Origin of the sequence: Streptomyces sp. NPDC051064 (assembly GCF_044455985.1) — a bacterium.
In the GTDB taxonomy this organism is placed as follows: Bacteria; Actinomycetota; Actinomycetes; order Streptomycetales; family Streptomycetaceae; genus Streptomyces.
Genome location: NZ_JBITFK010000004.1, coordinates 553,300 through 575,559, shown reverse-complemented (window position 1 = coordinate 575,559; position 22,260 = coordinate 553,300). Strand labels below are relative to the sequence as shown.

Below are 22,260 nucleotides of genomic sequence, written 5' to 3'. Positions count from 1 at the left end.
GTACGCGGTGTCCATGAGCGGCGGCCCACGGCAGCACATCGCGGACGCCCGCTCGTTCACACAGGGGCAGTGGCACGAAATCGCCCGTGCCGTCGAGGGCCTCAACGGTGGCCGCCTCACCCTGGACATCGCCCGCCGCGATCGCCTCGACAGCCCGCGGGACACCTGATCCCCCTCAGGTGCCGAAGGAGATGTCCCTGGTCACCCGGTCCGCCGACGCCAGCAAACTCTGGCGGACCTGACTGGTGCGGTACATCCGGTCCGCCCGGAAGGAGACGCCGAGCGACCCGACCGTACCGCCGCCGCCGTACACCGGCACCGCGATGCACACCGTGCCGAGGTTGTACTCCTCCCGGTCCATCACCGCCGGTACCGAACGCGACGACTCGAGCTGCCGGATCAGCTCCTCCCGGTGCGTGATCGTGCGGGGGGTGAGGTCGGTGAGCGTGTGCCGCGTGAGGTATTCGACCCGGGCCTCGGCGTCCAGCTCACGCAGGACGCACTTGCCGAGTGCCGTGGCGTGCCCGGCGTCCTGGAAACCCACCCAGAGGTCGACCCTGGGCGTCTGCGGGCTGTCGACGATCTCGGCGATCCTGATCTCGCCCTCCTCGTAGAAGGTGAGATAGGCGGCGGCCGACACGTCGTCCCGCAACGAGGCGAGGGCGGGGCGGACCAGACCGGCCACGTCGTGCGCGAAGTGGTCGCCGTGCGGCATGTCGCCCAGGCCGAACGAACCGTCGTCGAGCCTGCGGAGGTAGCCGTCCCGCGTGAGGTCCCGCAGCAGCCCCAGGGCCGTGTCCGGCGGCAGCCCCGCCTGCCGCGCCAGCTCGTTCGCGGGCGCGCCGCCGTCGTGCGCCGCCACGGCTTCCATCAAGCGGAACGCGTACTGGACAGAAGCGATCGGCGTGTGGCCCGCTCGGTCACCCATCCCACAAGCTTGGACCTGCGGGCGGGAGGCAGCAAGGCAGGACGTGGCTCTCCGGCCGGTGGGCCGCTCAGTCCTCGCCCTCCAGGTCACCCTCGGTCTCCAGGAACACCTGGCGCAGCGCTTCGAGGACCGCCGGGTCGGGCTTCGCCCACATCCCGCGGGACTCCGCCTCCAGAAGGCGCTCCGCGATTCCGTGAAGGGCCCAGGGGTTGGCGTGCTGGAGGAACGCGCGGTTCGTCGGGTCCAGGACGTACGTCTCGGTGAGCTTGTCGTACATCCAGTCCGCGACCACGCCCGTCGTCGCGTCGTACCCGAAGAGGTAGTCGACCGTCGCGGCGAGCTCGAAGGCGCCCTTGTAGCCGTGGCGGCGCATCGCCTCGATCCACTTCGGGTTGACCACCCGGGCGCGGAACACCCGGGACGTCTCCTCGACCAGGGTGCGGGTGCGGACCGTCTCGGGGCGGGTCGAGTCGCCGATGTACGCCTCGGGGGCGGTGCCCTTCAGCGCGCGTACGGTCGCGACCATGCCGCCGTGGTACTGGAAGTAGTCGTCCGAGTCCGCGATGTCGTGCTCACGGGTGTCGGTGTTCTTCGCCGCCACCGCGATCCGCTTGTACGCGGTCTCCATCTCGTCCCGGGCCGGGCGTCCGTCCAGCTCACGGCCGTAGGCGTAGCCGCCCCACACCGTGTAGACCTCGGCGAGGTCGGCGTCCGTACGCCAGTCGCGGGAGTCGATGAGCTGGAGCAGCCCGGCGCCGTACGTCCCCGGCCGGGAGCCGAAGATGCGGGTGGTGGCGCGCCGCTCGTCGCCGTGTTCGGCCAGGTCGGCCTGGGTGTGGGCGCGTACGAAGTTCTGCTCGGCGGGCTCGTCCAGTGAGGCGGCCAGGCGGACGGCGTCGTCCAGCAGACCGATGGTGTGCGGGAACGCGTCGCGGAAGAAGCCGGAGATGCGCAGCGTGACGTCGATGCGCGGGCGGCCGAGCTCCTCGTACGGGATCGCCTCCAGGCCGGTGACGCGGCGCGAGGCGTCGTCCCAGACGGGGCGTACGCCGAGCAGGGCGAAGGCCTCGGCGATGTCGTCGCCCGCGGTGCGCATCGCGCTGGTGCCCCACAGGGACAGGCCGACGGAGGTGGGCCAGTCGCCGTTGTCCGCGCGGTAGCGCTCCAGGAGCGAGTCGGCGAGGGCCTGGCCGGTCTCCCAGGCGAGGCGGGACGGGACGGCCTTCGGGTCGACGGAGTAGAAGTTGCGGCCGGTCGGCAGGACGGTGACCAGGCCCCGGAGCGGGGAACCGGACGGGCCCGCGGGGACGAAGCCGCCGTTCAGCGCGTGGACCGCGTGGTCGAGCTCGTCGGTCGTCGCGGCGAGGCGGGGCACGACCTCCCGGGCGGCGAAATCGAGGATGTCGGCGACGGCCTGCGGGTGTCCCGCGGCCACACCGGCGACGGCGGCCGGGTCCCAGTCCTCGTCGTCCATCGCCTGGACGAGCGCCCGGGCCTGCTCCTCGGTCTCGTCGGCGGCCGTGCGGGTGGCCGCCGACTCGTCCAGGCCGAGCGCCTCGCGCAGGCCGGGCAGGGACGCCGTACCGCCCCAGATCTGGCGGGCGCGCAGGACGGCGAGGACCAGGTTGACGCGGTCCTTGCCGGCCGGAGCGGCGCCCAGGACGTGCAGGCCGTCGCGGATCTGGACGTCCTTGATCTCACAGAGCCAGCCGTCGAGATGCATGATGAACTCGTCGAAGCCCTCGTCCTCCGGCCGGTCCTCCAGCCCCAGGTCGTGGTCGAGCTTCGCGGCCTGGATGAGGGTCCAGATCTGGGCGCGGACGGCCGGGAGCTTGGCCGGGTCCATCGCGGCGATCTGGGCGTGCTCGTCCAGGAGTTGTTCGAGGCGGGCGATGTCGCCGTAGCTGTCGGCCCGCGCCATCGGCGGCACCAGGTGGTCGACGAGGGTCGCGTGCACGCGGCGCTTGGCCTGGGTGCCCTCGCCCGGGTCGTTGACCAGGAACGGGTAGACCAGCGGCAGATCGCCCAGCGCGGCGTCGGGGCCGCAGGCGGCGGAGAGGCCGGCGTTCTTGCCGGGCAGCCACTCCAGGTTGCCGTGCTTGCCGAGGTGGATCATCGCGTCGGCGCCGAAGCCGTTGTCGTCGGCGGACGCGGCGATCCAGCGGTACGCGGCCAGGTAGTGGTGCGAGGGCGGCAGATCGGGGTCGTGGTAGATCGCGATCGGGTTCTCGCCGAAGCCGCGGGGCGGCTGGATGAGGATCAGCAGATTGCCGCGGCGCAGGGCCGCGAGCACGATGTCGCCCTCGGGGTTGCGGGACCGGTCGAGGAACATCTCGCCGGGCGCCGGGCCCCAGTGCTGCTCGACCGACTCGCGCAGCTCGGCGGGAAGCGTGGCGAACCAGCGGCGGTAGTCGGCGGCGGGGATCCGGACCGGGTTGCGGGCCAGCTGCTCCTCCGTGAGCCACTCCTGGTCGTGGCCGCCGGCCTCGATGAGCGCGTAGATCAGCTCGTCGCCGTCGCCCGAGACCAGACCCGGGATCTCCTCCTCGGGGCCGAAGTCGTAACCCTCGGCGCGCAGCCGGCGCAGCAGCGCCACGGCGCTCGCGGGGGTGTCGAGGCCGACGGCGTTACCGATGCGGGAGTGCTTCGTCGGGTACGCGGACAGGACGAGCGCGATCCGCTTCTCGGCGGCCGGAATGTGGCGGAGCCGGGCGTGACGTACGGCGATCCCGGCGACGCGGGCGGCCCGCTCGGGGTCGGCGACGTAGGCGGGCAGACCGTCCTCGTCGATCTCCTTGAAGGAGAACGGCACGGTGATCAGGCGGCCGTCGAACTCGGGGACGGCGATCTGGGTCGCGGCGTCCAGCGGGGAGACGCCCTCGTCGTTCTCCTCCCAGGCCGCACGCGGGCTGGTGAGGCAGAGCGCCTGGAGGACGGGTACGTCGAGGCCGGTGAGGGCGCCCGCGTCCCAGGACTCGTCGTCGCCGCCCGCCGAAGCGGTGGCCGGCTTGGTGCCGCCCGCCGCGAGGACCGTGGTCACGATGGCGTCGGCGGCGCGGAGTTCGTCGATGAGTTCGGGCTCCGGCGTGCGCAGCGAGGCGACGTACAGCGGGAGGGGGCGGGCGCCGGCGTCCTCCACGGCGGTGCAGAGCGCCTCGATGAACGCGGTGTTCCCGCTCATGTGGTGGGCGCGGTAGTAGAGCACCGCGACGGTCGGGCCGGTGACGTCCCGGGCGGTCCGCTCCAGCGGGCCCCACGCGGGGGCCGGGGCGGGCGGCTCGAAGCCGTGGCCGGTGAGCAGCACGGTGTCGGAGAGGAAGCGGGCCAGCTGCTCCAGGTTGGCGGGGCCGCCGTGCGCGAGGTAGGCGTGCGCCTCGGCGGCGATGCCGATCGGCACGGTGGAGGCGGCCATCAGCTGTGCGTCGGGGGCCTGTTCACCGGTCAGCACGACGACGGGCCGGCCGGTGGCGAGCACCTGGTCGAGACCGTCCTGCCAGGCCCGGACACCGCCGAGGAGGCGTACGACGACGAGGTCGGTGCCGTCCAGGAGCTGGGGAAGGTCGTCGAGAGGGAGCCGGGAAGGGTTCGCGTAGCGGTAGCTGACCGGACCCTGGGAAGCGCGGGCGCTCAGCAGGTCGGTGTCGGACGTCGACAGGAGCAGGATCATGCGGCGTCAGCCCTTCCTCGGGGTGTCCACGCCCCGGGCAGTGTCGGTTGGGTCTCCCCTGCCCCGGCGCGAAGCCGGGGGTTCGGGAAAGGGAGTTCCTGACTCGCACGGCCGGTGGGCCGGGCTCACAGTGGCGGGACCGCGCCGGAATCTCACCGGGCTTCCTCCCCTGTCGCCGTCTGGCGATGGCGGACCCAACGGACCGCCGCTAGGCATAGTAGGCGCCGGGTGGGGGGTGCTGACCAGACGGCCCCCGCCCTGACCGGCGCGGCAGCGGGTGGCGCGGAGGCTACGTGTCCCGTAGGTCACAGTGACCGTAGGGGTGCGCCACGGTCACGGTCGGTATGCTCGCCGCCATGTCCGCCTCCCCCCTTCCGTCCCGGTCTCCGGGCGATGCGTGTGCCCGGAGCAGCGGCGACGCCTGCCCCGGCGCGCTGCGTCTGCACCGGGCGGACGACGGTGCGCTGGCGCGGATCCGGATACCCGGCGGGGTGCTGACACCCCGCCAGGCGGAGGCGCTGGGGCTGGCCGCCGAGCGCTTCGGCGACGGTGAGCTGCATCTCACCTCACGCGGAAACGTCCAGCTGCGCGGGCTCACCCCGGACTGCGGCGCGGAGCTGGCCGGACTGCTGGACGCGGCCGGACTGCTGCCCTCCGGACGCCACGAGCGTGTACGCAACGTGGTCGCCTCCCCGCTCTCCGGGCTCGACGGCCTCGGGAGCGCCGACGTACGCCCTTGGCTGATCGCACTGGACCGCCTTCTGTGCGGAAGCGACAACGCGACGGCGCTTTCCGGACGTTTCCTGTTCGCACTCGACGACGGCCGCGGCGACGTGGACGCTCTCGGCGCCGACCTGACCCTGCGGGGCCACGACGACGGCAGCGCGCTCCTGCGCATCGGGGACGATGACGCCGTCCTCCGCGTCCCCTACGCCGACGGCCCCCGGGCCGCGCTGACCGCAGCCGAGGTCTTCCTCGACTCCGCCCGTGACAGCGGCGCCTGGCGGGTCAAGGACCTGCCGGACGCCACGGCCGCCGCGCTGCCCCCCGAGGTCGCCCGACGGCTCGGGCAGGCCGGCGTCGCCGTCACCCCGGGGACGGCCCACCCCCGCCCCCTGGAAGCCCTGCCGCCGGCCCCCGGCCCCGTCCCGGGCGACCGCGCCGAGGCCGCGTTCTCCGTCGGCGTACCGCTGGGGCGGCTGGACCTGGACCGGTGGCGGCTGCTGTCGAGCGCCGGGGAACTGCGCCTCACCCCGTGGCGCGGGGTCGTCGTCACCGGCATCGGACCCGACCGCGCCGACAGCCTGCTGGACGGCCTCACCGGGGCCGGTCTGATCACCGGGCCCGGGTCCCCGTGGGCCGGTGTCGGGGCCTGTATCGGGCGGCCCGGCTGCGCGAAGTCGCTGGCCGACGTACGGGCCGATGCGGGGGCCGCCGTCGGACCGGCCGGACGGCTCCCTGTGTACTGGTCCGGGTGCGAACGCCGCTGCGGCCATCCGCGGGGGGAGTGGATCGACGTGGTCGCCACCCCCGGCGGACACCGGATCTCCCATGTGCGGGAGGACCGGGCCATGGAGACGGCAACGGTCCGGGACGACCCGGCCGCGCTCGCCGACGCCGTGGCAGCGGCCCGGGGCACGCACACCTGACCACGACGTACCACCACCCCTGTTCGACCTGTTCGATGAAGAAAGCGACAGCACTGTGCATCAGTACGAGAAGGACGGACCGGCGATCTACCGCCAGTCCTTCGCCACCATCCGCGCGGAGGCGGATCTGGCAGGGCTACCCGCCGATGTGAGCCAGGTCGCCGTCCGGATGATCCACGCCTGCGGCATGGTCGACCTCGTACGCGACATCGCCTTCTCACCGAACGCGGTGGCGGACGCCCGTGCGGCCCTGCGGTCCGGCGCGCCGATCCTCTGCGACGTGGCCATGGTCGCCAGCGGTGTGACGCGCAAGCGCCTGCCCGCGGACAACGACGTGGTCTGCACCCTGTCGGACCCCGCCGTCCCCGGGCTGGCGGCGAAGCTCGGCACCACGCGCAGCGCCGCCGCCCTGGAGCTGTGGCGGGACCGGATGGAGGGCGCGGTCGTCGCCGTCGGCAACGCGCCCACCGCGCTCTTCCGGCTGCTGGAGATGATCGAGGAGGGCGCCCCGCGCCCCGCCGCCGTCATCGGTGTGCCCGTCGGATTCATCGGCGCCGCCGAGTCCAAGGAGGCTCTGGCCGCCCACCCTTCGGGCCTTGAGCACCTCGTCGTGCGCGGCAGGCGCGGTGGCAGCGCCATCGCCGCCGCCGCCCTCAACGCGATCGCCAGCGAGGAGGAGTGAGCGTGCCCGAGCAGCAGCGGACGACCGGCACGGGGCGGCTGTACGGCGTCGGCCTCGGCCCGGGCGACCCTGCCCTGATGACCGTGAGGGCCGTGCAGATCATCGGTGAGGCCGACGTCGTCGCGTACCACTCCGCCCGGCACGGCCGCTCCATCGCCCGCTCGATCGCGGCGCAGCACATCCGCGCCGACCACATCGAGGAGGCACTGGTCTACCCCGTCACGACGGAGACCACGGACCACCCGGGCGGCTACCGGGGCGCGTTGGACGAGTTCTACACCGAGGCCGCGGACCGTCTCGCGGCGCACCTCGACGCCGGGCGCACCGTCGCCGTACTCGCCGAGGGCGACCCGCTCTTCTACGGCTCGTACCAGCACATGCACAAGCGGCTCGCGGACCGTTACGACACCGAGGTCATCCCCGGCGTCACCTCGGTCAGCGCCGCCGCCGCCCGTCTCGGCACCCCGCTGGTCGAGGCCGAGGAGGTGCTGACGATCCTGCCGGGCACCCTGCCCGAGGAGGAGCTGACGGCACGTCTGGCGGCCACGGACTCCGCCGTGGTGATGAAGCTGGGCCGGACGTTCCCCGCAGTGCGCCGCGCCTTCGAGGCGTCCGGCCGGCTGCCCGAGGCGCGGTACGTCGAGCGCGCCACCATGGCCGGGGAGCGGACCGGCGACCTGGCGGACACCGACGCGGACTCCGTGCCGTACTTCGCGGTCGCCGTGCTGCCCAGCCGGATCGACGCCCGCCGGCCCTCACCGGCAGCGGGCCCGCACAGCGGCGAGGTCGTCGTGGTCGGCACCGGGCCGGCCGGACCGCTGTGGCTGACGCCCGAGACACGCGGCGCGCTGGCCGCCGCCGACGACCTGGTCGGCTACACGACGTATCTGGACAGGGTGCCGGTGCGGCCCGGCCAGCAGCGCCACGGCTCCGACAACAAGGTCGAGTCCGAGCGGGCCGAATTCGCCCTCGACCTGGCCCGCCGCGGGCGCCGCGTCGCCGTGGTCTCAGGTGGCGACCCGGGGGTCTTCGCCATGGCGACGGCCGTACTGGAAGTGGCCTCGCAGGACGCGTACACGGACATCGCGGTGCGGGTGCTCCCCGGGGTGACGGCTGCCAACGCCGCCGCCGCCAGGGCGGGTGCGCCGCTGGGCCACGACTACGCCACCATCTCCCTCTCGGACCGGCTGAAGCCGTGGGAGGTCATCGCCGAGCGGCTGCGCGCGGCGGCCACGGCCGACCTCGTCATGGCGCTGTACAACCCCGGTTCCCGCAGCCGGACATGGCAGGTCGGCAAGGCCCGCGACCTGCTGCTGGAGCACCGCTCCCCGGACACGCCCGTCGTGCTCGGCCGCGATGTCGGAGGTCCGGCGGAGAGCGTGCGGACGGTGCGGCTGGCCGATCTGGACCCGGGCGAGGTGGACATGCGGACGATCCTCATCGTCGGGTCCTCCCAGACGCGCTGGGTGCGCCGGGGCGACGGACAGCAGATCGTCTGGACGCCGCGCCGCTACCCGGAGGACTGACAGCGGGCGCCTCCCGGACCGGTCCCGCTCCAGGGTCACGGCCCGGTGAGGCGCCGCAGCAGCGCGAGGGCCTCCTCGGGCGTCCCGGCCACGGGCACACCCGGGGGGACCGGCGGCCGTCCGACCACCACCACCGGGATTCCGGCCTCGCGGGCGGCGGCGAGCTTGGGGGCGGTGGCGTCACCGCCGCTGTCCTTGGTGACGAGGACTTCGACGCGATGGCGCCGGATCAGCTCCCGCTCGCCCTCCAGGGAGAACGGCCCCCGGTCCAGCAGCACCTCCATCCGAGCCGGGTGCGGGGCCTCGGGGGCGTCCACCGAACGCATCAGGAACCACAGCGAGTCCAGCCCCGCGAAAGCCGCCAGACCCATGCGTCCCGTGGTGAGGAAGACGCGTGACCCGAGCTCCGGCAGCAGCTCCGCCGCACCCGCGAGGGAGTCGGTGACGTGCCACCGGTCGCCCTCCACCGGCACCCAGCCGGGCCGTCGGAGTGCCAGCAGGGGAACATGGACAGCGGCGGCGGCCGAGGCCGCGTGGAAACTGATCGTGCCTGCGAAGGGATGGGTGGCGTCGATGACCGCATCCACATGGTGTGCGCGGAGCCACTCGGCCAGGCCCTCGGCCCCGCCGAAGCCGCCGACGCGTACCTCACCGGGCGGCAGCCTCGGCCGGGCGACGCGTCCCGCGAGTGAGCTGGTCACCCGGATCCCGTCCGCCGCCACCAGGGACTCCGCGAGCCGGCGGGCCTCCGTGGTGCCGCCGAGGACGAGTACGTGCAAGGGCATCGGATCGGTCCATCCATGAGCAGTGAGGCGCAGGCCATCCATGAGCAGTGAGGCGCAGGGCGGGCGCACCGCCCAACTCAAGCACACCGGTCTCCGGCCCGGATGGACGACCGGGGCCTGTGCGACGGCGGCGACCACGGCCGCGTACACGGCCCTCCTGACCGGCGACTTCCCCGACCCGGTGACCATCACCCTGCCCAGGGGCCAGACCCCCGCCTTCGCGCTCGCGGTGGAGGAGCTCGCCGACGGCAGGGCCACGGCGGGCGTGGTCAAGGACGCGGGCGACGACCCGGACGTCACCCACGGCGCGCTGGTGCGGTCCACCGTCCGGCTGCTGCCCGCGGGGTCCGGAGTGGTGTTCCGCGCCGGCCCGGGCGTGGGGACGGTGACCCTCCCCGGGTTGCCGCTCGACGTCGGGGAGCCCGCGATCAACCCCGTCCCCCGCCAGATGATGCGGGACCACATCGCGCGGGCGGCGGCGGAGCACGGGGGCACCGGCGACGTCGAGATCACGGTCTCGGTGGACGACGGCGAGGAGATCGCACGTTTCACGTGGAACATCCGCCTGGGCATCCTGGGCGGGATCTCGATCCTGGGCACGACAGGCATCGTGGTGCCTTACTCCTGCTCGGCCTGGATCGACTCGATCCGCCGCGGGGTGGACGTGGCACTCGCGGCCGGCCACCGGCACGTCGCGGGATGCACGGGCTCGACCTCGGAGAAGACCGTGGTGGCCGAGTACGGGCTGCCGGAGATCGCCCTGCTGGACATGGGGGACTTCGCGGGCGCGGTGCTGAAGTACGTACGCCGGCATCCGGTGGAGCGGCTGACCATCTGCGGCGGGTTCGCCAAGCTGTCCAAGCTGGCCGCCGGGCATCTGGACCTGCACTCGGGCCGCTCGCAGGTCGACAAGCCGTTCCTGGCGCGGCTGGCGCGGCAGGGCGGGGCGAGCGAGGAGCTGGCGGCGGAGATCGAGGCCGCCAACACCGGCCTCGCGGCCCTCCAGTTGTGCACGGCCGCCGGGGTACCGCTGGGCGACCTGGTCGCGGTGGGCGCACGGGACGAGGCGCTGTCGGTACTGCGGGGAGCGCCGGTGGCGGTGGATGTGATCTGCATCGACCGGGCGGGGGCCGTCGTGGGGCGCAGCGAGGCGCGGTGAGCCCAGCATGATCCGGACAACAGGCCCCTGAGGCGGGACGGCAGCCGTCCCGCCCGTCCGTCAGCAGGTGTGGCGGTCCCGCGCCGGGGAGTACAGGTGGCTGTCGCGGAACTGCTCCGCGCCCAGGGTCCTGCCGACCATGATCACGGCGGTACGGATCACCCCGGCCTCCTTCACCTGCTCCGCGATGGAGTCCAGCGTCCCGCGCAGGATGACCTCGTCCGGGCGCGAGGCCATGGCGACCACGGCGGTGGGGCAGTCCGCGCCGTAGTGCGGCAGCAGCTCGTCGACCACCCGGTCCACGTACCGCGCCGCGAGATGCAGCACGATCAGCGCGCCGCTGCGGCCCAGCGTGGCCAGGTCCTCGCCCTCGGGCATCGCGGTCGCCCGCTGGGCGATCCGGGTGAGGATCACGGTCTGGCCGACCGTGGGCACCGTCAGCTCCCGCTTGAGCGCCGCCGCGGCCGCGGCGAACGCGGGCACGCCGGGCACCACCTCGTACGGCACGCCCGCCTCGTCCAGCCGTCGCATCTGCTCGTTTACGGCGCTGAAGACCGACGGGTCGCCGGAGTGCAGCCGGGCCACGTCGTGACCCTCCTCGTGGGCCCGCACCAGCTCGGCGGTGATCTGGTCGATGTCGAGCTGGGCGGTGTCCACCAGCCGGGCGTCCGCCGGGCATTCGGCGAGGAGTTCACGCGGCACCAGGCTGCCCGCGTACAGGCAGACCGGGCTGGCGGCGAGGACACGGGCGCCGCGCACCGTGATCAGGTCGGCGGCGCCGGGGCCCGCGCCGATGAAGTACACGGTCATCTGTCGTCTCCTGGAGCGTGCGGGGTTTTCTGTACGGACCACTGCGTGACGGGCATCGCCTGACGCCAGCCGGTGAACCCGCCGACCGGCACGGCATGGGCCACCGAATGCCGGACCAGGTCGCCGCCGAGCCGCCGGTACCACTCGGCGAGCAGCGCCTCCGACTCCAGCGTGACCGTGTTGGCGACCAGCCGGCCGCCCGGGGGCAGCGCGTCCCAACAGGTGTCGAGCAGCCCCGGCGCGGTGAGCCCGCCGCCGATGAACACGGCGTGGGGCACGGGCAGTCCGGCCAGGGCGTCCGGTGCGTGGCCGGTGACCACACGCAGCCCGGGGACGCCGAGCCGGTCGGCGTTACGGGCGATGCGCCCCGCCCGCACCGGGTCGCGTTCCACGGTGACGGCACGGCAGGACGGATGGGTCCGCATCCACTCCGCCGCGATCGACCCCGAGCCGCCGCCGATGTCCCACAGAAGCTCGCCGGGGGCGGGAGCGAGTACGCCGAGGGTGGCCGCCCGGACATGGCGCTTGGTGAGCTGGCCGTCGTGCTCGTACGCCTCGTCGGGGAGCCCGGGTACGGCGCCGAGGCGCAGGGTGCCCGGGGTGCTCCGGCACTCCACCGCGATGACGTTGAGCGGGTCCCCGGCGGGATGCTCCCAGGTGCCGGCGATGCCGTCCAGGCAGTCCTCGGCCGGTGAGCCGAGCTGTTCGAGCACCCGCATCCGGCTGGGCCCGTAACCGTGGTCCCGCAGCAGGGCGGCCACGGCGGCGGGCGTGGCCGCGTCCGCGGAGAGCACCAGCAGCCGGCGCCCGTCGTACAGCGCCCCGGCCAGCCGGGCCGCGGGGCGGCCGACGAGGGTGACGGTCTCGGTGTCCTCCACCGGCCAGCCGAGCCGGGCGCAGGCATACGACACGGAGGACGGGTGCGGCAGCACCCGGAGCGCCCCGGCGCCCAGCTCCTCGGTGAGGGCCCGGCCGATGCCGTAGAACATGGGGTCGCCGCTGGCGAGGACGGCTGTCCTGCTCCCCGTGTGCGCGGCGAGCAGACCACGCACGGCGGGCCGCAGAGGCGACGGCCAGGGCACCCGCCGGCCCCGGCATTCCGGCGGGAGCAGACCCAGTTGGCGCTCGCCGCCGATCAGGACCTCCGCGTCCAGGAGCACCGCGCGGGCGCTCTCCGGGAGGCCGGCCCAGCCGTCGGCGCCGATCCCCACGACGCTCACGGCGGACGCGGGCGCCGGGACGGCGGGCGGGGGTGACACGGGTGACACAGCCGGTACCTCGGGGTTGGTGGGACGACGCAGCCGAACTCTACGGGGGCGGCTTCCGGACCCGTGCGGCGGAGTGATTCCGAAAAAACTTCCCGCGTGGTGTCGAGAACCGGTCGCCGGCTCCGACGTCCCCTGTGAGAGTTGCCCGCAAGGGGCGGCGACCGAGAAGCCGAGGAGCGACACCATGAAGTACCTCGTGATGGTTCAGGGTTCGCAGGCCGACTACGAGGCCATGAACGGCAAGCCGTCGGCCGGGAACCCGGCCTGGAGCAAGGAGGACATGCAGGCGATGTTCGCCTTCATGGGAAACCTCAACAACGACCTGGCCGAGTCCGGCGAGATGGTCGACGGCCAGGGCCTGACCGAACCCGCCAGGACCCGCTCGGTGCTGCCGGGCGCGGACGGCCGGCCGGTGATCACGGACGGACCTTACGGGGAGACCAAGGAGCAGCTCGCCGGGTACTGGGTGCTCGACTGCGCGAGCCTGGAGAGGGTCACCGAGATCGCGGCGCGCATCCAGGAGTGTCCGCAGCCGGAGGGTGCGCCGGTCTACCCGGTGCTGATCCGTCCCATCGACGAAGGCGGGGATTCGGGCGCCTGTGAGTAGGGCGCCCGCTCCGGGCGGGAGCCGTGTGAACGAAAGGCCGACCGGCGTCGAGAACCTGCTGCGCCACCACGCGCCGCAGGTCCTCGGCGCGCTCGTGCGCCGCTACGGCCACTTCGACACGGCGGAGGACGCCGTACAGGAGGCGATGTTCGCCGCCTCCCAGCAGTGGCCGGCCCACGGGCTGCCCGACAATCCGCGCGGCTGGCTGATCAGGATCGCGTCGCGGCGGCTGACGGACCAGCTGCGGGCCGACTCCGCGCGGCAGCGCCGTGAGGAGAGGGCCGCCGCGCTCACTCCCCGCGACGCGTTCACGGCCCCGCCGCCCGGGGAGAGCCCCGCTCCGGCCGCCGACGACACCCTCACCCTGCTCTTCCTCTGCTGCCACCCCGAGCTCTCCCCCGCCGCCCAGATCGCGCTGACCCTGCGTGCCGTGGGCGGCCTGACCACGGCCGAGATCGCCCGGGCCCATCTGGTGCCCGAGGCGACGATGGCCCAGAGGATCAGCCGGGCCAAGCAGAAGGTGCGGGGGGTGCCGTTCCGGCAGCCGGGCCCCGCCGACCACGACCTCCGCCTGGCCGCCGTGCTCCAGGTGCTCTACCTGATCTTCAACGAGGGGTACACCGCGACGTCCGGCCGCGAGCTTCACCGCCCCGACCTGGCCAGGGAGGCGATCCGGCTGACCCGTGCCGTCCGCGGGCTGCTGCCCCGCGACGGACGGGTGACCGGACTGCTGGCCCTGATGCTGCTCACCGAGGCCCGCAGCGCCGCCCGCAGCGGACCGCACGGTGAGCTGATCCCGCTCGACGAGCAGGACCGCACCCGGTGGGACGGAGCGGCCATCGGCGAGGGCACCGCCCTGGTGGAGGAGGCCCTGTCCCAGGCCCCGGCCGGGGCGTACCAGCTGCAGGCCGCGATCGCGGCGCTGCACGACGAGGCGGCCCGCGCCGAGGACACCGACTGGCCGCAGATCCTCGCCCTGTACGACCTCCTCGTACAGGGCGCCCCCGACCCGATGGCGGAGCTCAGCCGGGCGGTGGCTCTCGCCATGGTCAGGGGGCCCCGGGCCGGTCTGGCGGCTCTGACCGCCCTGGAGGACCGGCTGGCGGGCCACCACCGGCTGGACGCCGTGCGGGCGCACCTGCTGGAGAGGGCCGGGGACCTGGAGGCGGCACGCGCCGCCTATCTGAGGGCGGCCGACCGCACGCTCAGCGCACCCGAGGCCCGCTATCTGCGCCTCCGTGCGGCCCGGCTGCTGCCGCCGGCCGGCGGGAGCGCCGGGTAGCCGAGGCACCCGCGCCGTCGCGCACCGAGTCGCCGATCCCGGTCACTCTCGCGATCATCGAATACATGACCAAGAGCGACGACGGCAAGGCCCGCACCGTGCGGATCGCCCAGGAGCCCGACGCGGACGAGCTGCTGGGCCGCAGTCCGCTGGCCGCCCTCGTCGGCATGCTGCTGGACCAGCAGGTGCCGATGGAATGGGCGTTCACCGGCCCGTTCACGCTGGCACAGCGCATGGGGTCGGACGATCTGGACGCCCGGAGGATCGCCGCGTACGACCCGGACGCCTTCACCGAGCTGTTCACCACGAAACCGGCGCTGCACCGCTATCCGGGCTCCATGGCCAAGCGGGTCCAGCAGCTCTGCCAGTACCTGGTGACCGAGTACGACGGACGGGCGGAAGCGGTCTGGGCGGACGCCGCCACCGGGGCCGAGCTGCTGAAACGGCTCAACGCGCTGCCCGGGTTCGGCACCCAGAAGGCGCAGATCTTCCTGGCGCTGCTGGGCAAGCGGTTCGACGTACGTCCGACGGGCTGGCGGGAGGCCGCCGGGGCGTACGGCGAGGAGGGCTCGCACCGTTCGGTGGCCGACATCACCGGCCCCGACTCACTCGCCGAGGTGCGGGCGTACAAGCAGCAGGCGAAGGCGGCGGCCAGGGCGGGCCGGACCAGGTGACCGCGGAAGCCCGCCCCACGCCCGTCCACACCGGAAGGACTCCAGTGCGCACCACACGTCGCAGAGCCATGGCGGTCGTGGCCGCCGCCGCCCTGGCCACACCGCTTCTCCTCGCCGCGGCACCCGACCACGGTCAGGCGTCTCCGGCCGCCACGTCCGCGTCGCAGGACCCGGCCGAGGACGCCGCAGAGCTCGCGCGGCGGCTGGTCCGGGACGCGTCCGCCGACCACGCGTACCGCCACCTGGAGCGCTTCCAGGCCGTGGCCGACTCGGCGGACGGCCACCGCGCGGCCGGCTCACCCGGTTACGACGCCTCCGCCGCCTACGTCCACCAGCTGCTCCGGAAGGCCGGTTACAAGGTCGGCTACCAGGCGTTCGACTTCGTCTACACCGAGACGCTCGCCGAGAAGCTCTCCGTGGTCTCCCCCACGCCGCGTGACATCTCGGTCAGGGCGATGACGTACACCGCCTCCACCGGGGAGGGCGGCATCACGGCGGCCCTCGCCACCGTCCCCACCGACGCCACCACCGGCTGTGAGGCGGCCGACTACGCGTCGGGCGGCTTCAACGGGAGGATCGCCCTCATCGAGCGGGGCGGCTGCTCCTTCGCGGAGAAGCAGGCGGCGGCAGCGGTGGCGGGCGCGGACGGCGCGGTGATCTACAACAACACCGAAGGCGCCCTCGCCGGCACCCTGGGCGGTGCGGAGGCGGGGAAGATCCCCACCGGCGGAATCACCCAGGACGAGGGGAAGAAGCTGGTCGCGGAGGTGGCGAAGGGCGAGGTGAAGGTCTCCCTGGAGATCCGTGAGTTCCGGGAGGACCGCGTCACCCGCAACGTCGTCGCCGAGACCCCCGGCGGGAACGCCGCGAAGACGGTCATGCTCGGCGCACACCTCGACTCCGTCACCGACGGCCCCGGCATCAACGACAACGCGTCCGGATCGGCGGGACTCCTCGAAGTCGCCCTGGCACTGGCGGAGTCCCACCGGCCGCCCGCCAACAAGGTGCGGTTCGCCTGGTGGTCGGCGGAGGAGAACGGCCTGCTCGGCTCGGAGGCGTACGTCGCGAAGCTCTCCGGGGCACAACGCGAGAACATCGCGCTCTACCTCAACTTCGACATGATCGCCTCGCCGAACGGCGCGCAGTTCGTCTTCGACGGCGACGACTCCGACGGGGCGGGCCAGGGCCCGGGCCCCGAGGGGTCCGCCCAACTGGAGCGCGACATCAACGCGTTCCTGGACAGCGAGGGCAAGCCGCACACCGGCACGGACTTCAGCGGGCGCTCCGACTACGGGCCGTTCATCGAGGTCGGCATCCCGTCCGGCGGTACGGACACGGGCGCCGAGGGCATCAAGACGGCCGCCCAGGCCGAGACGTACGGCGGGACGGCCGGCGTCGCATACGACCCCTGCTACCACGCGGCCTGCGACGGCCTGGGAAACATCGACATGGAGCACTTCGACACCAACATCGATGTGATCGCCCACGCGGTCGGCACCTACGCCCACGATCTGAGCTCCCTGGACCGTCCGGCCCCGGCCGCGTCCGCCACCGGCGAGGAGCGCGGCGGCGGCCTGCGCCGGGGGCACGCCCACGGCGTCACCGGATAGCACGCGCCGCGAACCCGCACACCCCGGTGCGTCACCGGGCCGTCACCGCCCGGCCACCGGGGCACGCTCACAAACATGCCTCACACACATCACAGACGGTGCGCCGATTTAAGTGGCTTCATGCCGTTTCGACCGGCTTTACAGTCGTGTTCCCTGGCTGCGCCGGGACCCCCTTGCCCGGTAGGCTTTCCGTGTGATCTTCAAGCGCATCGGAAATGGGCGGCCATATCCCGACCACGGCCGGGAAAGCACCCGACAGTGGGCGGATGTCGCGCCGCGTCCGGTCCGCCTGGACCAGCTGGTGACCACCAAGGGCCAGCTGGACCTCGAGACCCTGCTCGCCGAGGACTCCACGTTCTACGGCGACCTGTTCGCCCACGTCGTGAAGTGGCAGGGCGACCTCTACCTCGAGGACGGGCTGCACCGCGCCGTGCGCGCCGCCCTGCAGCAGCGCCAGGTGCTCCACGCACGCGTGCTCGAAATGGGCTGAGCCCGCCACTCCCACCCATGGCGCATTTCGGGCCTTTCGGGTGCTTTTATGCTCGTACGGGCGCCATAGGCTGATCGTTTAGTAGGCATCATCACCAGGTCGCACTACGCTGCGCCCATGAGCATGCTGACCCCTCCCGGCATGGGCGGAAAGTACCGCATCACGGGTAACACGTACCCCCGCATGCGCCGCCCCCGCCATCGCCGCAAGCTGGTCCTCTCGGTGACCGCCGCCGTGGTGGCCCTCGGCCTCGCCGGCTGGGGCACGCTCCAGGTCATCGACGTCTTCACCGGCGGCGACGGACAGGCCAACGCCGCCGGCAAGCCGAAGGCCTGCCCCTCCCGGAGCGCCTCGACGCCGGCGAAGATACTCCCGAAGCCGGCCGCCATCAAGGTCAACATCTACAACGCGACGCCCCGCAGCGGACTGGCCAAGGCCGCCGCCGACGAGCTCAAGAAGCGCGGCTTCGCCATCGGCAAGGTGGACAACGCACCGGCCGCCTACGACAAGAAGGTGCCCGGCACCGGAATGCTGCTCGGCGGCCCGAAGGCCATGAACGACTCGTTTTCCGTGCTCGCCACACAGCTGCCGGGGGCCACACAGAAGACCGACACCCGCAAGACGGCGGACATCGATCTGATCATCGGTACGAAGTTCAAGGCGTTCAGCACGCCCGCGGCGGCGGCGACGGCCCTCACGGCCCTCACCGCGCCGTCCCCGGCGCCGTCCTCCTGCTGAGGCGTCCGGGCCCGGCCGGGCCCGGACCGGCCGGCGGGACCGGCCGGGTCAGCCGGGTCAGCCGGGTCAGCCGGGTCAGCCGGGTCAGCCGGCGGTGCCGTACATCCGGTCCCCGGCGTCGCCGAGGCCGGGCACGATGTAGCCGTGCTCGTTGAGCCGCTCGTCGACCGAGGCCGTGACCACGGTGACCGGCGTTCCGGCCAGCTCGCGCTCCATCACCTCGACACCCTCGGGCGCCGCGAGCAGCACGACGGCGGTGACATCGTCCGCGCCGCGCTTGATGAGCTCCCGGATGGCCGCGACGAGCGTGCCGCCGGTGGCCAGCATCGGGTCCAGGACATAGACCTGACGGCCGGAGAGGTCCTCGGGCATCCGCGTGGCGTACGTCTCCGCCTGGAGCGTCTCCTCGTTGCGGATCATGCCCAGGAAGCCGACCTCGGCCGTCGGGAGCAGCCGCACCATGCCGTCCAGCATGCCGAGACCGGCGCGCAGGATCGGGACGACCAAGGGGCGCGGATGCGACAGCTTCACACCGGTCGTGGGCGTCACCGGGGTCTCGATGTCGACCTGCTCGGTCCGCACATCCCTGGTGGCCTCGTACGCGAGGAGGGTGACCAGCTCGTCGGCGAGCCGCCGGAAGGTCGGGGAGTCGGTGCGCTTGTCGCGCAGCGTGGTGAGTTTGTGCGCCACCAGCGGGTGGTCGACGACGTGGATCCGCATGCCGTCAACAGTAGCCGGGCCCCGGACGGGCTTCCCGCCAGTCCGCGCTGGCATCAAGCACCTGTTCGGGGGGAAGGTGGGGGCATATGGACCCACGCTTGGGGTGGTGTGTCGATTGACCGACGGCGAGCAGCGGTATCAGCGGCAGGCCGGACGCGACGCGCGCGACCTGCCCGACGCGCAGGAGAACGTGCCGGACGCGCAGGAGAGTGACGCGGCACGCCGGAGGCGCAGGGCGCAGTTCCTCCGCGAGCTCCACGAGGCGAAGCAGCTCCGCGACCGGGTCCAGCCGCGCCGCGCCCGTGCGGCCCGTATGCGGCAACAGATGCGGATGCGTACGTTCCGCTGGTGAGGACGGTCGCCGGAGCAGCCGGACCGCCCCCGGAGGAGTCACGGAAGCACCACCGGCGGACGCGCACTCGGAACAACTGATGGCCGACGCAACGGTCGAAGAGGTCTCGCATCGCGCTCGTTTCTGCCACGATGCCGAATGGGCGGGGCCCAGAGCAGCCGGATGACCGTCTGCCCTCCCGTCGGACCGATTCACCTATGACCAGTGGGAGAGTCACGGTGTACTTCGCCGCACTGCTCGCGCGCACCGAAGACGGGTGGGAAGCGAGCGATACAGAGCTCGACGATGTGGAAACCCTGTCCGACCTGACGGATCTGGCCCGTGAGGCCTCGGTGGACGAGGAGACGGTCCTCGTCTACATCGAGCAGGAGGACGCCTGGTTCGGCGTCGTCCGGGTGGACGGTGAGGAGGACCCCCGTATCTACATCTCGGACGCGTCCGCCGCCGCCCGCTCCTCGTACGGGGAGATCCTGCTCACCGATGAACTGCTCGGCCGCGAACCGGGGGCCGAGGACGAGATCGCCGCACTCGAGGAGCTCGTCGACCTCGACGGTACGGAGGACGGCGAGCCGGATGACCCCCTGTCCGACGCCGACGGCTCCGGCAGCGCCGTCACCGAACCCGACCTGGATCAGGAGGACCCCGATGCCGTACCGGCGGGTCCGCTCGGCGATCTCGGAATCCTCGCCGACCTGGGCCTGTCCGAGAAGGATCTGCTGACCCTGCGCACCGACGCGCTGGCGGAGATCGCCGACGCGCTGGGAGCGGCCGACGTCCTGGAGGCCGTCCGTTAGGGTCCGCGGGTGAACGCACCACCACCCACCCCCTCCTCACCGCCTCCCCCCGATCCCGTGAGGGACCCGTGGCAGGCATCCATGCGCCAAGCCCTGGACGAGGCCGCGCAGGCGGCGTCGGCCGGCGATGTGCCGGTCGGCGCCGTTCTCCTGGGTCCGGACGGCGCCCTGATCGCCACCGGCCACAACGAGCGCGAGGCCGTCGGCGACCCGACGGCGCACGCCGAGGTGCTCGCCCTGCGCAGGGGCGCCGCCGCTCTCGGCTCCTGGCGGCTGACCGGCTGCACGCTGGTCGTCACCCTGGAGCCCTGCACGATGTGCGCCGGCGCGCTCGTCCAGTCCCGGATCGCCCGGGTGGTCTACGGGGCGCGGGACGAGAAGGCCGGTGCCGTGGGTTCGCTCTGGGACGTCGTACGCGACCGCAGGCTCAACCACCGCCCCGAGGTGATCCACGGAGTCCTGGAGGACCGCTGCTCGGACCTGCTGACGGCGTTCTTCCGGAAGCGCTGAGGCCGCCTCCCGGGTGCTGCGGCCCGTCGTCCGGGAATCGGATTTCGAACCAGGCCCCGGCATGGTCTAAGCTCTCTCTCGGTAGCGTGTCCGAGCGGCCGAAGGAGCTCGCCTCGAAAGCGAGTGTGGGGAAACTCACCGAGGGTTCAAATCCCTCCGCTACCGCAGGTAGATGAAGGGACCGACCCGTTTGGGTCGGTCCCTTCACTGCGTTCCGTGCCGGTCGGCCGCGTCAGCCGGCCCGGCGTGTCCTGACTCCGTTGGTCTCGAAGTCATAGATGTTCTGGTTGATGCGAAGGCCGTCGACCGCGCCGATCCACATGTGGTCGCGCCCCTTGCCCACCGCGGCCGTGTAGATGGCCGCTCCCGCGCCGCCGTCGTCGAGTGCGTCCTTGAGCTCTTCGAGGGAGCACTCCGCGGCCTGGTTGCAGGCGGGGGCCTCGTTGCCCGAGAGGTACCAGTAGCCGGTCGAGGTGGCGTCGATGAAGCCGCTCCACCGGTTCGTCACCGGGGCGGCCTCCGGCACCCACACCAGCGTGGAGTAGTTGTCGTTCGGCAGCGCGGCCAGGTTCGGATCGATCTCGAACCTGATGTTCGGCATGTTCTCGGGGCCTCCGTAGGACTCGTTCTCCCCCGTCTGGAAGACGTGGAAGCCGACCCTCTGCAAGCCCTGCACCGGATCGCCGAAGAAGTCGACCTCGTTGCCGAAGTCGACCTTCTCGCTGGGAAGGGACAGCGAGGTGGAATCGTCCGCCACCTCGATGCCCAGGCTGCCCCGTCCGTAGGGCGGGCTGGCGGAGGGGCCCGTCACACCGAACGAACCGAACGGGCCGTTCCGCAGGTCGGCGACGGGCGAGCCGATCGTGTTGCGGGTGATCACGCCCCAGTGATCCGAGCCGCGCTCGCTGTCTCCGCCGTTCCCGTCCGCGACAGCGGACGCTCCCGAGAGGGTCGAGGCGACGATCGCGGCCAGTGCTGTGACCGTGAGGGCTTTCCTCCGGGTCACGCCAAAGCGAGTGCTCACACTCACTCCTTCTGAGTAGTTGAAGGGCACCCGGCGTGCGCCGGATGCCCGATCGACGCGACGCACACCACCGGGAAGTAACCATCAGTGGCGGCATAATCACCATATGTAGGCATATTCATCTCTTACGCAACGCACGATCCGCGTCGACCAGGGCCGTGGAATCTGCGAACGGCCTTGACCCCACTGGGAGAACGGCCCCGCGCCGGGGCGCCCATTCGGGGGCCCACCGGCCATGGGGTGGGCGGAAGCCCACCACTCGGCCACACCGACCGGGCCGGCGATCACTCCGGCAAATAATTTTGCAGGATGTGCATCTTTGCCTACTATGCACGTTGTGCCGAAGACGACGACATCCGGACCCGGGCTGCGGGAGCGCAAGAAGCAGGCCACGCGCAGGGCCATCGCCGAGGCGGCCGTGCGGCTCGCCGCGGAGCACGGCGTCGAGAACGTCACCGTCGAGGCCATCAGCGAGGCCGCCGGCGTCTCACCCAGGACGTTCTTCAACTACTTCCCCAGCCACGACGACGCGTTCGTCCTGGTAGACGACGAGGTGGGCGAGCGCATCAGGGAGTCCGTGCGCCGCGCCCCCGCCGAACGGCCCCCGCTCGACGTCGTACGCGACGCCCTCGTCGCCGAACTCGACGGGTTCGAGGCCCGCCAGGAGCTGTGGGCCCTCCAGTCCAAGGTGCTCCAGCGGTCTCCCCACCTCATTCACCGCGGCCTGAAGGCCCACGTGGCAGAGGAGAAGGCCCTCGCCGGCGCCATCGCGGACTGGCTCGACGCCACCCGTGGCGGCACGGACGGGCCGCCCGGGACGGCCGTCTTCCCCCGGCTCCTCGCAGCCGTCACCCAGACCGCCCTGCGGGTCGCCATCGAGCACTGGTGCGACCACCCCGGCGAGACCGTACTCGCGGAGATCTTCCAGGACGTCTTCGCCCAGCTGGCGCAGGGCCTCCCGCGGCCCTCGGCGTAGCCCGCCCGC

At 72.7% G+C, this 22,260-nt stretch carries 22 protein-coding genes, 1 tRNA gene and 1 riboswitch; of the genes, 16 read left to right on the top strand and 7 right to left on the bottom strand.

The genetic code is table 11. The features are described from left to right. Positions 1 to 13 precede the first annotated feature (13 nt). Positions 14 to 169 carry a hypothetical protein gene (locus ACIBCU_RS17585; protein ID WP_362930661.1) on the top strand — a complete coding sequence of 52 codons (156 nt, stop codon included), beginning with the start codon at positions 14 to 16 and terminating at the stop codon, positions 167 to 169. Between the two features lie 6 nt (positions 170 to 175). Here ACIBCU_RS17585 and ACIBCU_RS17580 read toward each other — a convergent pair whose 3' ends face one another. Together ACIBCU_RS17580 and cobN are read right to left on the bottom strand one after the other, a co-directional pair. Continuing rightward, positions 176 to 928: an IclR family transcriptional regulator C-terminal domain-containing protein gene (locus ACIBCU_RS17580; RefSeq protein ID WP_362930663.1), complete on the bottom strand. Its 753-nt coding sequence runs from the start codon at positions 926 to 928 to the stop codon at positions 176 to 178. A 67-nt stretch (positions 929 to 995) separates the two neighbouring features. Beyond that, entirely contained in the window at positions 996 to 4,595 is a 3,600-nt protein-coding gene (gene cobN / locus ACIBCU_RS17575; protein WP_399232187.1) for a cobaltochelatase subunit CobN, read from the bottom strand. A gap of 92 nt (positions 4,596 to 4,687) precedes the next feature. Continuing rightward, positions 4,688 to 4,762, bottom strand: a riboswitch (cobalamin riboswitch). Positions 4,763 to 4,939: 177 nt separating this feature from the next. Here cobN and cobG point away from each other — a divergent pair. Genes cobG through cobJ form a run of 3 tightly spaced genes read left to right on the top strand, consistent with a single transcriptional unit; the run spans position 4,940 to position 8,452 of the window. Then, a complete protein-coding gene (cobG, locus tag ACIBCU_RS17570; RefSeq protein WP_399232185.1) occupies positions 4,940 to 6,244 on the top strand; it encodes a precorrin-3B synthase in 1,305 nt (434 codons plus the stop codon). 55 nt (positions 6,245 to 6,299) lie between these two features. Continuing rightward, positions 6,300 to 6,926 (top strand): precorrin-8X methylmutase, encoded by a 627-nt coding sequence (locus ACIBCU_RS17565; protein ID WP_362930669.1) that lies wholly within the window; start codon positions 6,300 to 6,302, stop codon positions 6,924 to 6,926. Continuing rightward, positions 6,923 to 8,452: a precorrin-3B C(17)-methyltransferase gene (gene cobJ / locus ACIBCU_RS17560; protein ID WP_362930671.1), complete on the top strand. Its 1,530-nt coding sequence runs from the start codon at positions 6,923 to 6,925 to the stop codon at positions 8,450 to 8,452. Before ACIBCU_RS17565 ends, cobJ begins: the two co-directional genes overlap by 4 nt. 35 nt (positions 8,453 to 8,487) lie before the next feature. Here the strand turns inward: cobJ and ACIBCU_RS17555 are convergent, their stop codons facing one another. After that, entirely contained in the window at positions 8,488 to 9,231 is a 744-nt protein-coding gene (locus ACIBCU_RS17555; protein WP_362930772.1) for a cobalt-precorrin-6A reductase, read from the bottom strand. A 46-nt stretch (positions 9,232 to 9,277) separates the two neighbouring features. Here ACIBCU_RS17555 and ACIBCU_RS17550 point away from each other — a divergent pair, with 46 nt between their 5' ends. Continuing rightward, the gene (locus ACIBCU_RS17550) at positions 9,278 to 10,396 is read left to right on the top strand and encodes a cobalt-precorrin-5B (C(1))-methyltransferase (RefSeq protein WP_362930673.1); all 1,119 of its coding nucleotides are present in this window, start codon (positions 9,278 to 9,280) and stop codon (positions 10,394 to 10,396) included. A gap of 60 nt (positions 10,397 to 10,456) precedes the next feature. Here ACIBCU_RS17550 and cobM read toward each other — a convergent pair whose 3' ends face one another. Both cobM and cbiE read right to left on the bottom strand, forming a co-directional pair. Further along, complete coding sequence (gene cobM, locus ACIBCU_RS17545) at positions 10,457 to 11,206, bottom strand: precorrin-4 C(11)-methyltransferase (RefSeq protein WP_362930675.1); 750 nt, start codon at positions 11,204 to 11,206, stop codon at positions 10,457 to 10,459. Beyond that, positions 11,203 to 12,474, bottom strand: coding sequence for a precorrin-6y C5,15-methyltransferase (decarboxylating) subunit CbiE (gene cbiE / locus ACIBCU_RS17540; RefSeq protein WP_399232182.1), 1,272 nt, complete (start codon positions 12,472 to 12,474; stop codon positions 11,203 to 11,205). Before cbiE ends, cobM begins: the two co-directional genes overlap by 4 nt. A gap of 184 nt (positions 12,475 to 12,658) precedes the next feature. Here cbiE and ACIBCU_RS17535 point away from each other — a divergent pair, with 184 nt between their 5' ends. The 6 genes from ACIBCU_RS17535 to ACIBCU_RS17510 all read left to right on the top strand — a co-directional run bounded on the left by ACIBCU_RS17535 (position 12,659) and on the right by ACIBCU_RS17510 (position 17,875). Further along, positions 12,659 to 13,081, top strand: coding sequence for a YciI family protein (locus ACIBCU_RS17535; RefSeq protein ID WP_362930679.1), 423 nt, complete (start codon positions 12,659 to 12,661; stop codon positions 13,079 to 13,081). A 25-nt stretch (positions 13,082 to 13,106) separates the two neighbouring features. After that, positions 13,107 to 14,363, top strand: coding sequence for an RNA polymerase sigma factor (locus tag ACIBCU_RS17530; RefSeq protein WP_399232179.1), 1,257 nt, complete (start codon positions 13,107 to 13,109; stop codon positions 14,361 to 14,363). A gap of 65 nt (positions 14,364 to 14,428) precedes the next feature. After that, a complete protein-coding gene (locus ACIBCU_RS17525; RefSeq protein ID WP_362930683.1) occupies positions 14,429 to 15,037 on the top strand; it encodes an HhH-GPD-type base excision DNA repair protein in 609 nt (202 codons plus the stop codon). A 68-nt stretch (positions 15,038 to 15,105) separates the two neighbouring features. After that, positions 15,106 to 16,647 carry a M28 family metallopeptidase gene (locus tag ACIBCU_RS17520; protein WP_399232340.1) on the top strand — a complete coding sequence of 514 codons (1,542 nt, stop codon included), beginning with the start codon at positions 15,106 to 15,108 and terminating at the stop codon, positions 16,645 to 16,647. Positions 16,648 to 16,840: 193 nt separating this feature from the next. Next, entirely contained in the window at positions 16,841 to 17,137 is a 297-nt protein-coding gene (locus tag ACIBCU_RS17515) for a type II toxin-antitoxin system VapB family antitoxin (RefSeq protein WP_014155093.1), read from the top strand. Between the two features lie 141 nt (positions 17,138 to 17,278). Further along, positions 17,279 to 17,875, top strand: a complete 597-nt coding sequence (locus tag ACIBCU_RS17510; RefSeq protein ID WP_399232338.1) for a LytR C-terminal domain-containing protein — start codon at positions 17,279 to 17,281, stop codon at positions 17,873 to 17,875. An 84-nt stretch (positions 17,876 to 17,959) separates the two neighbouring features. Here ACIBCU_RS17510 and upp read toward each other — a convergent pair whose 3' ends face one another. Beyond that, on the bottom strand, positions 17,960 to 18,595 hold the full coding sequence (upp, locus tag ACIBCU_RS17505; RefSeq protein WP_325748007.1) for a uracil phosphoribosyltransferase: 636 nt from the start codon (positions 18,593 to 18,595) through the stop codon (positions 17,960 to 17,962). A gap of 115 nt (positions 18,596 to 18,710) precedes the next feature. Here upp and ACIBCU_RS17500 point away from each other — a divergent pair, with 115 nt between their 5' ends. The 4 genes from ACIBCU_RS17500 (at position 18,711) to ACIBCU_RS17485 (ending at position 20,416) form a co-directional block, all read left to right on the top strand. Beyond that, entirely contained in the window at positions 18,711 to 18,947 is a 237-nt protein-coding gene (locus tag ACIBCU_RS17500) for a hypothetical protein (RefSeq protein WP_362930685.1), read from the top strand. Between the two features lie 218 nt (positions 18,948 to 19,165). Further along, a complete protein-coding gene (locus tag ACIBCU_RS17495) occupies positions 19,166 to 19,741 on the top strand; it encodes a hypothetical protein (RefSeq protein ID WP_362930778.1) in 576 nt (191 codons plus the stop codon). Between the two features lie 81 nt (positions 19,742 to 19,822). Further along, a complete protein-coding gene (gene tadA / locus ACIBCU_RS17490) occupies positions 19,823 to 20,251 on the top strand; it encodes a tRNA adenosine(34) deaminase TadA (protein ID WP_362930687.1) in 429 nt (142 codons plus the stop codon). Positions 20,252 to 20,331: 80 nt separating this feature from the next. Next, positions 20,332 to 20,416 (top strand) — tRNA-Ser (locus ACIBCU_RS17485). Between the two features lie 67 nt (positions 20,417 to 20,483). On the opposite strand, the gene ACIBCU_RS17480 is transcribed toward ACIBCU_RS17485, so the two are convergent. Beyond that, positions 20,484 to 21,275 (bottom strand): hypothetical protein, encoded by a 792-nt coding sequence (locus ACIBCU_RS17480; protein ID WP_362930689.1) that lies wholly within the window; start codon positions 21,273 to 21,275, stop codon positions 20,484 to 20,486. 328 nt (positions 21,276 to 21,603) lie between these two features. On the opposite strand from ACIBCU_RS17480, the gene ACIBCU_RS17475 reads away from it, so the two are divergent. Then, entirely contained in the window at positions 21,604 to 22,251 is a 648-nt protein-coding gene (locus ACIBCU_RS17475; protein WP_362930691.1) for a TetR family transcriptional regulator, read from the top strand. Positions 22,252 to 22,260: the final 9 nt, after the last annotated feature.